The sequence below is a fragment of the Devosia sp. genome (genome assembly GCF_017307565.1).
Taxonomy (GTDB): Bacteria; Pseudomonadota; Alphaproteobacteria; order Rhizobiales; family Devosiaceae; genus Devosia.
In genome coordinates, this window is sequence record NZ_JAFKHD010000476.1 from 1 (window position 1) to 7,367 (window position 7,367).

Genomic DNA, 7,367 nt, shown 5'->3' on the forward strand with positions numbered 1-7,367 from the left:
CTGCCAGGGCTGCAAAACATCTCGTAGACCTCGACCACCGGCCACGCGTCGGTGATCCTCGAATTCGACATCAATACCGATAAGGACAAGGCCCTGCAGGATACGCGCGCCAAGATGGACGCGATCAAGGCCAAGCTGCCGGCCGATGCCGACGACCCGATCGTCAGCGAAATCGACTTCATCGGTCCGATCATGTCGGTGGCCGTCTATGGTACGGCGCCTGAAAAGGAACTGACCCGCCGCGCCGAAGAGCTGAAGGACGCCCTTGAGGGCCTGGGCAATGTGCGCGAAGTCAAGCTCTCCGGCTCGCGCAAGGAACAGCTTGAAGTCCGCATCGATCTGCTGCGCCTTGAAGCCTATGGGCTGACAGCCGGACAGCTGCTCGACGCCCTGTCGCGCAACAACATGGTGGTTCCGGGCGGTACGCTCAACACCGGACAGGGTGCCTTCAATATCGAAGTGCCTGGCCTGATCAGCAATGCGGACGACGTCTACAACCTGCCGATCAAGACTGATGGTAACACCGTCGTCACCTTCGGCGATGTGGCCACGATCACCCGCACGCTGGCCGACGCCACCGAATATACGCATGTGAACGGCTCGCCGGCGCAGATCCTGGGCGTTTCCAAGAAGCTCGGCACCAATATCATCGACGTGTCGAACCAGGTGCGCGCAACAACCGAAGCGCTAGCCAAGACCTGGCCGGGCGGGGTGAGCTACAGCTTCTTCCTCGACCAGGCCGAAACCACGACCAGCCTGTTCCGCTCGCTTGAAGCAGCGGTGCTCACGGCCGTGGCGCTGGTGCTGATCACCTGTATCGCAACGCTGGGCGTGCGCCCGGCGCTGATGATCGGTCTTTCGATCCCGCTCTCGTTCATGATGGCGTTCCTCGTCGCGGAAATGCTGGGCATGACCATCAACATGATGGTGATGTTCGGGCTCGTGATCGCCGTGGGCGTGCTTGTCGACGACCCTGTGGTGGTCGTCGAATATGCCGAGCGAAAGCTCATGGAAGGCATACCCAAGCGCGAAGCCTTCATCATGGCGATGCGTAAAATGTTCGTGCCGGTGGTGGGCGCTACCGCAACCACGCTCGGTGCCTTCATTCCGCTGCTGTTCTGGCCGGGTATCATCGGCAAGTTCATGAGTTACCTGCCGACGATCGTGATCGTCGTCATGATCGCCTCGTTCATCTCGGCCCTGATCTTCATGCCGGTGATCGGTTCGGTGATCGCTTCGACCCATGTGGACGAAAAGGAAAAGGCCAAGGCCGATATCGTCATGTATCCGGACAAGTTCGACCCCCAGAAGGTGGGCGGGCTGACCGGCCTCTACGTGCGCACCATGGAGAAGCTGATCTCCTGGCCGCTGCCCACTTTGGCGGTCGGCTTCGGGATCATCGCGGCGATCTTCATAACCTACGCAACCCACCCGACCGGCTCGGAAGCCTTCCCAGCCTCGGAACCGGAATATGCAACCGTCGCCGTCGTGGGCAAGGGCAACTACTCGCCCGAGGAAATCCGCGACATGCTGGTGGAAGTCGAGGATCAGTTGCTGCAGGTCCATGGCATCCAAGACGTCATCATGCAGTTCGGCAAGACCGGTGCTTTCGGCACCATGCCGCCTGACACGATCGGCAACTTCCAGCTGCAGCTCGTCAACTGGAACCATCGCGTCCCCGCCGAGAAGATCTTTGCCGACATCCGCAGCCGGGTGAAGGACATTGCCGGTCTCGACATACAGGTTCTGGCGGCCGAGAACGGTCCGCCGGCCGGCAAGGACATCAACCTGCGCGTCGAAAGCAACAACTATGACGACCTCGTGCCTGTGGTGGCGGCCATCCGCGATCACCTGGCCACCTGGCCCGAAGTGGTTGACGCCGAAGACGGCCGCCCCTCCCCCGGTATCGACTGGCAGATCACCGTCGATCGCGCGGAAGCGGGCAAGTATGGCATTGGTGTGCGTGAACTCGTGCCCTATGTGCAGCTCATCACCAATGGCGTGAAGCTTGGCACCTATCGCGACGAGCAGGGCGATGAACTCGACATTCGCGTTCGCCTGCCCAAGGAAGAGCGCACATTCGACGCGCTCGACTCCATGCGCATCGCCACCTCTGGCGGCATGATCCCGGTGTCGAACTTCATCGACCGCAAGGCTGTGCCCAAGGTTGCCAATATCGAGCGCCGCAACCAGGTCTACGTGATGAACGTGGCCGCAGGGCTCGTGAACCTGCCTGAAGGTGTCTATGCCGCCGACAAGGTGGCGGAACTGCAGAAGTGGATCGGCGAACAGAACTTCCCCGACAGCGTCAAGGTTGCCTTTGGCGGTGCCGAGGAACAGATGGGTGACGCCAATGCCTTCATCGTTTCGGCGATGGGCATGGCCATGGCTCTGATCTTCTTCATCCTGCTGCTCGAATATAACAGCTTCTACCAGGTGATGGTGACGCTCTCGACGGTGATCATGTCGGTGGCCGGTGTGCTGCTGGGTATGCTGGTGACGGGGATGAGCTTCTCGGCGATCATGACCGGCCTCGGCATCGTGGCGCTGGCGGGCATTGTGGTGAAGAACGGCATCGTGCTGATCGACACCTACAATGACTACCACCGCCACCAAAACGTCGAAGCGGTGAAGGCCATGCTGCTGACCGTCAGCCAGCGTGTCCGCCCGGTGTTGCTGACCGCGTTCCTGACCGCTCTCGGCGTCATTCCGATGTGGGCGAATGTCGAGTTCGACTTCATCCGCCGCGAAATCGTCATCGGCGGCCTCGCCGGCTCGTGGTTCATCCACCTCTCGGCAGCGCTGGTTTCGGGCCTGTTCTTCTCGACGGCCCTGACCCTGGTCATGGTGCCGGTGATGATCACCGCCCCGAGCGTGCTCTGGCAGCAGATCAAGTGGGTCGGTTCGCTCTTCGGCAATGTCGGCCAGTGGGCGACCAACCCCTTCCGCCGCAAGCCGGAAGCGGCCGCTCCCGCCGGGTTCGACGGCATGGCCGTGGAAATTCCGGACGATGCCGACGGCGCCAAGCGCTATGTCGTCAGCAAGGAAGCAGGCCTTGCGGCCAACAAGGACGATCGCCGCGACGCGGCGGAGTAATACCTCCAAGGTAAGACTGAAAGGCCCGCAGCGATGCGGGCCTTTTTTTGTTGAGTAGAATTTCTCGACCAAAGAGCGTAAATATCCATTTTAGCTAATTCAGCCAAAGAAGGTTCCCATGGCCGAAATCTCTGCTACGGACGCCAAGAACAAGTTTGGCCAGGTGCTCGAGATGGCGCAGGCTGGGCCGGTGCGCATTCAGAAGAATGGGCGCGACGTGGCCGTGGTATTGTCACCCGAGCAATATGCTGCGCTCCAGGCGGTCAATGGCACGCCCAAAGTTCGACCGGCTATCGAGGAACTGATGACGCGCAGTTTGGAGCGGCGGAAGTCGCTCTATGAGGCTCTGGCGCGGTAAATGCCGTTTCTTTACCTCACGCTCGATGAGGCGCTACGCATCCATGAAATCCTGATCCAAAGGTTCGGTGGCGCCTCAGGTGTGCGCGATGCGCGGTTAATCGAGGCAGCCTTGCTGCGCCCACAGACGGGCTACTATGCCGATCTCATCGAAGAAGCGGCCGCTTTGTGGGAAAGCCTGGCGATGAACCACGGCTTCATCGACGGCAACAAGCGCGTCGCCTACGCCTGTCTCGAAATTTTCCTGCAGCTGAACGGCGCGGACATCGTTGCCGATAATGAAGAGATCGAGCGCTTCATCTATTTCAACCTGGAGGCCGGCACCTTCCGCAAGGATGTGCTCGAGGCCTGGTTGCATCAGTATACAGCCCCGCTTGCCTGAGAGGGCTACGAGCCCCCCTACCCTGCCACGAACTGGTGCAGTCGCCAGTCGTCGCCGTCGAAGTGGGTGTCGCGGCTGATGGGTGCTTGGGGAGCCAGGGTTTTGGCCCAGAAGGTTTGAGCAGCGCGGTTGGCGTGGGGGACGGCGATGTGCCATTGGCCGGGGTGGGCTTTTAGCGCTTGTGCGACGGCAGCGCGGCCGGTGCCGGTTTTTCGATAGGCTTTCAGGACGAAGAATTCGGCCATGAACCAGCATGGCGCGCGGCCCGTCAGCGGGCATTCGTCGATGACGAGGGCGAAGCCGGCGATCTCGTCGCCCGACATGATCAGATAGGGAGAGCGCCAGAAGCGATCGAGAAAGTCGTAAGCGTAGCGGCCACCGGCGCCGACCGGGAACGGCATGAACTCGGTCATGTCGTGGAGGTAGAGCTGGATCAGGTTGGCGATAACCGGCTTCTGGTCAGGGCGCGCGGGGACGAGGCGGATCGTGGACATGGGGCGAGGTTAAGCGGCGCTGCCCGAGCAGCGCAAGCCTCGCGCTACTGTCGCGCTAAACAGAGATCCCCGCTTTCGCGGGGATGACGCGGTCTGGGAGGTGGGAGAAGAAGGGGCCAGCCTGTGTGGGCTGGCCCCTTCTCTTATTCCGCTGCGGGAGCGCCGCGCTTTACGAAACCGTCCGGGTCTTCCTGGGCGAGGGCCAGTGCCTCTTCGGCCTCGGTGGCTTCGCGCTGGCGGCTCCACATCTGGGCGTAGAGGCCGTTTTCAGCCAGGAGCGCGGCGTGGTTGCCGCGTTCGGCCACGATGCCATCGCGCAGGACGAGAATTTCGTCGGCGTTGATGACCGTCGACAGGCGGTGAGCGATGACGACGGTGGTGCGGTTGCGCGAGACCTCATCCAAGGCGGCCTGGATGTCGCGCTCGGTCTTGGTATCGAGGGCAGAGGTCGCCTCATCGAGGATGAGGATGGACGGCGCCTTCAGGATGGTGCGGGCGATGGCAACGCGCTGCTTTTCACCACCCGAAAGCTTGAGGCCGCGTTCGCCCACGGGGGTTTCATAGCCCTTGGGCAGGGCTTCGATGAAGGGGCCAACCTGGGCCATCATGGCGGCCTGGCGCACCTCGTCCATGGAGGCAGAGGGGCGGCCGTACTGGATGTTGTAGCCGATGGTGTCGTTGAACAGCACCGTATCCTGCGGAACCATGCCGATGGTGAAGCGCAGGCTTTCCTGCGTCACGTCGCGCAGGTCCTGCCCGTCGATGGTGATGCGGCCGCCGGTGACGTCGTAGAAGCGGTAGAGCAGACGCGAGATCGTCGACTTGCCGGCACCAGTGGGGCCGACGATGGCAACGGTCTTGCCCGCTGGCACATCGAAGCTGACGCCCTTGAGGATCGGACGATCAGGATCGTAGTGGAAGGTCACGTCTTCGAAGCGGATGACCGGGCCGGTGACGGCGAGCGGCTTGGCGTCGGGCTTGTCCTCGATTTCGGGATCCTGATCGAGGAGCTTGAACATTTCCTCGATGTCGGTGAGGCCCTGGCGAAGCTCGCGGTAGACGAAACCGATGAAGTTGAGCGGGCGGTAGATCTGCATCAGGAAGGTGTTCAACAGGACGAAATCGCCCAGGGTCAGACGCCCATCCATGACGCCGAGAATGGCCATGATGGAGATGATCAGGAAGCCGCCATAGAAGATGACGGCCTGGCCGAAGTTGAGCCAGCCCAGCGAGGTCCAGATCTTGATGGCGGAGCGTTCGTAGCGCGCCATGGAGGCGTCGTAGCGCTCGGCTTCCATCTTCTCATTGGCGAAGTATTTCACCGTCTCATAGTTGAGGAGACTGTCGATGGCCTTGCCATTGGCGTCGGTATCGGAATCGTTCATCGCCCGGCGGATCGAAATGCGCCAGTTGGATGCCTTGATGGTGAAATAGAGATAAGCCCAGATCATCACGACGAGCACGCCGAGATAGCTGAAGCCAAACAGCCAGACGAAGATCGCCGCCACCACGATGAATTCGATGATGGTGGGCACGATGTTGAGCATGGCGAAGCGGACAACCGTTTCGATGCCCTTGGTGCCGCGCTCGATGACTCGCGAGAGACCGCCGGTGCGCCGCGCCAGGTGGAAGCGCAGCGAGAGGCGATGCATGTGGTGGAAGGTTTCGAGGGCGAGCTTGCGCACGGCATGCTGGCCGACGCCGGCAAAGAGCACGTCGCGCAACTGCTGGAAACCGGCATCGAAGATATTGCCCAGCACATAGGCAATGACGAGCATGACCGGAACGGCCAGGCCCATGACCACCGCAGTGTCGGGCGTGCCGCTATCGAGGCTGTCGATAATACCCTTATAGGCAAAGGGAACGAGGGTGGTCGCGACCTTGCTCAGGAGCAGAGCGCCAAGGGCGAGAACGACCTGCATGCGCAGGTCTGGCCGGCCTTCGGGCCACATATAGGGCCAGAGGTGGCGAACGGTAGAGAATACCGAGCCTTCGTCCGCGCTGACGGACGGCTTCTTATCAGTGCTGTTGTTAGCCATTAGGCCGGTTCCGCTTCCTTGTGGGGCACCTGGAAGTTGAGGCCATCGAGCAGGCCTCCAAAAGCTGTTCCAAGCTCGGCGAGCCGATCATGCCGGATCATGTAGCGATTACGCGTGCCATGAGGTTTGCGTTCGATCAGGCCTGCGTCGAGCAGCACTTTTATGTGCTGGGAAACAGTGGACTGGGCGAGCGGCAAGGTTTCGGTGACATCGCCACAGCAGCACTCGCGCTGCTGCTGCTGGCTCGCGAGGAACCGCAGGATATTGAGCCGGACCGGATGGCCCAGAGCTCGCATGATGTTGGCAATGTCGTCGTCTTGCATTGGGGGCCGGCCGAATTAATCGGTGAATTGCGATGAACATGGTGAGGATTGGCCGCAAGGTCAATCCCTGTGTGAAAATGGCGCCCCTGGGCGCCATTTTCTGTCAGTAACTTCACTGGGGAAGCGCGAAGACCTGGCCGGGATAAATCCGATCCGGATCACGGATCTGGCCGCTATTGGCTTCGTAGATAGTCGTGTATTTGACGCCCTCGCCATAGACCCGGCGGGCAATGGTCCAGAGGTTGTCGCCGCGGCGGATGATCGCCTTGCCCGACGCGAAGCGCTGGGCGTCGGGCGAACCGACCGAAACAGCCACCATGGTGGGCACGGCGGGCTGGGCGGCGGGCTGCGGAGTTGCCGGCGCTTCGACCACTGCGGGGGCAGCGGGCGTTGCTGGCGTCGCCGGGACCGACGGAGCAGGCTGAGTCGTGGCGGGCTCAGCAGGAGCGGTTGCGGCCGGCTGGGCCGGTGCCGGAGTGGCGGGTTGAGCTGGGGCCGGCTGCGCAGGCTGGGCTGCGGGCTGGGCCGGGGTTGATGCTGCAGGCGCGGCGGCGGATGCAGCGGGGGCGGCCGGGGTTGTGGCTGCGTCGGCGCTGGCGACGGCGGTCGGCTGTTGGGCCTCGGGCATATCGACGACGAAGTCGACTTCGGCGCGGGCGATCACTTCCGACGAGCC

Annotated in this window: 6 protein-coding genes and 1 pseudogene; 3 read left to right on the top strand and 4 right to left on the bottom strand. The window is 62.0% G+C overall.

The genetic code is table 11. The features are described from left to right. Window positions 1-39: 39 nt before the first annotated feature. From J0I64_RS20815 to J0I64_RS20825, 3 genes and pseudogenes are all read left to right on the top strand, one after another. A pseudogene (locus J0I64_RS20815) lies at window positions 40-3,096 on the top strand (efflux RND transporter permease subunit); the annotation flags it as partial. Window positions 3,097-3,214: 118 nt separating this feature from the next. Next, window positions 3,215-3,454 carry a type II toxin-antitoxin system Phd/YefM family antitoxin gene (locus tag J0I64_RS20820; protein ID WP_291411893.1) on the top strand — a complete coding sequence of 80 codons (240 nt, stop codon included), beginning with the start codon at window positions 3,215-3,217 and terminating at the stop codon, window positions 3,452-3,454. Beyond that, window positions 3,455-3,835 (top strand): type II toxin-antitoxin system death-on-curing family toxin, encoded by a 381-nt coding sequence (locus tag J0I64_RS20825; protein ID WP_291411895.1) that lies wholly within the window; start codon window positions 3,455-3,457, stop codon window positions 3,833-3,835. Window positions 3,836-3,852: 17 nt separating this feature from the next. Here J0I64_RS20825 and J0I64_RS20830 read toward each other — a convergent pair whose 3' ends face one another. From J0I64_RS20830 to J0I64_RS20845, 4 genes are all read right to left on the bottom strand, one after another. After that, entirely contained in the window at window positions 3,853-4,329 is a 477-nt protein-coding gene (locus J0I64_RS20830; RefSeq protein WP_291411897.1) for a GNAT family N-acetyltransferase, read from the bottom strand. A gap of 143 nt (window positions 4,330-4,472) precedes the next feature. After that, window positions 4,473-6,368: an ABC transporter ATP-binding protein/permease gene (locus J0I64_RS20835; RefSeq protein WP_291411899.1), complete on the bottom strand. Its 1,896-nt coding sequence runs from the start codon at window positions 6,366-6,368 to the stop codon at window positions 4,473-4,475. Beyond that, window positions 6,368-6,691 (bottom strand): metalloregulator ArsR/SmtB family transcription factor, encoded by a 324-nt coding sequence (locus tag J0I64_RS20840; protein WP_291411901.1) that lies wholly within the window; start codon window positions 6,689-6,691, stop codon window positions 6,368-6,370. The genes J0I64_RS20835 and J0I64_RS20840 overlap by 1 nt, the downstream gene beginning before the upstream one ends. 112 nt (window positions 6,692-6,803) lie before the next feature. Continuing rightward, a partial coding sequence (locus J0I64_RS20845; RefSeq protein ID WP_291411903.1) for a LysM peptidoglycan-binding domain-containing protein occupies window positions 6,804-7,367 on the bottom strand: 564 nt, incomplete at its 5' end.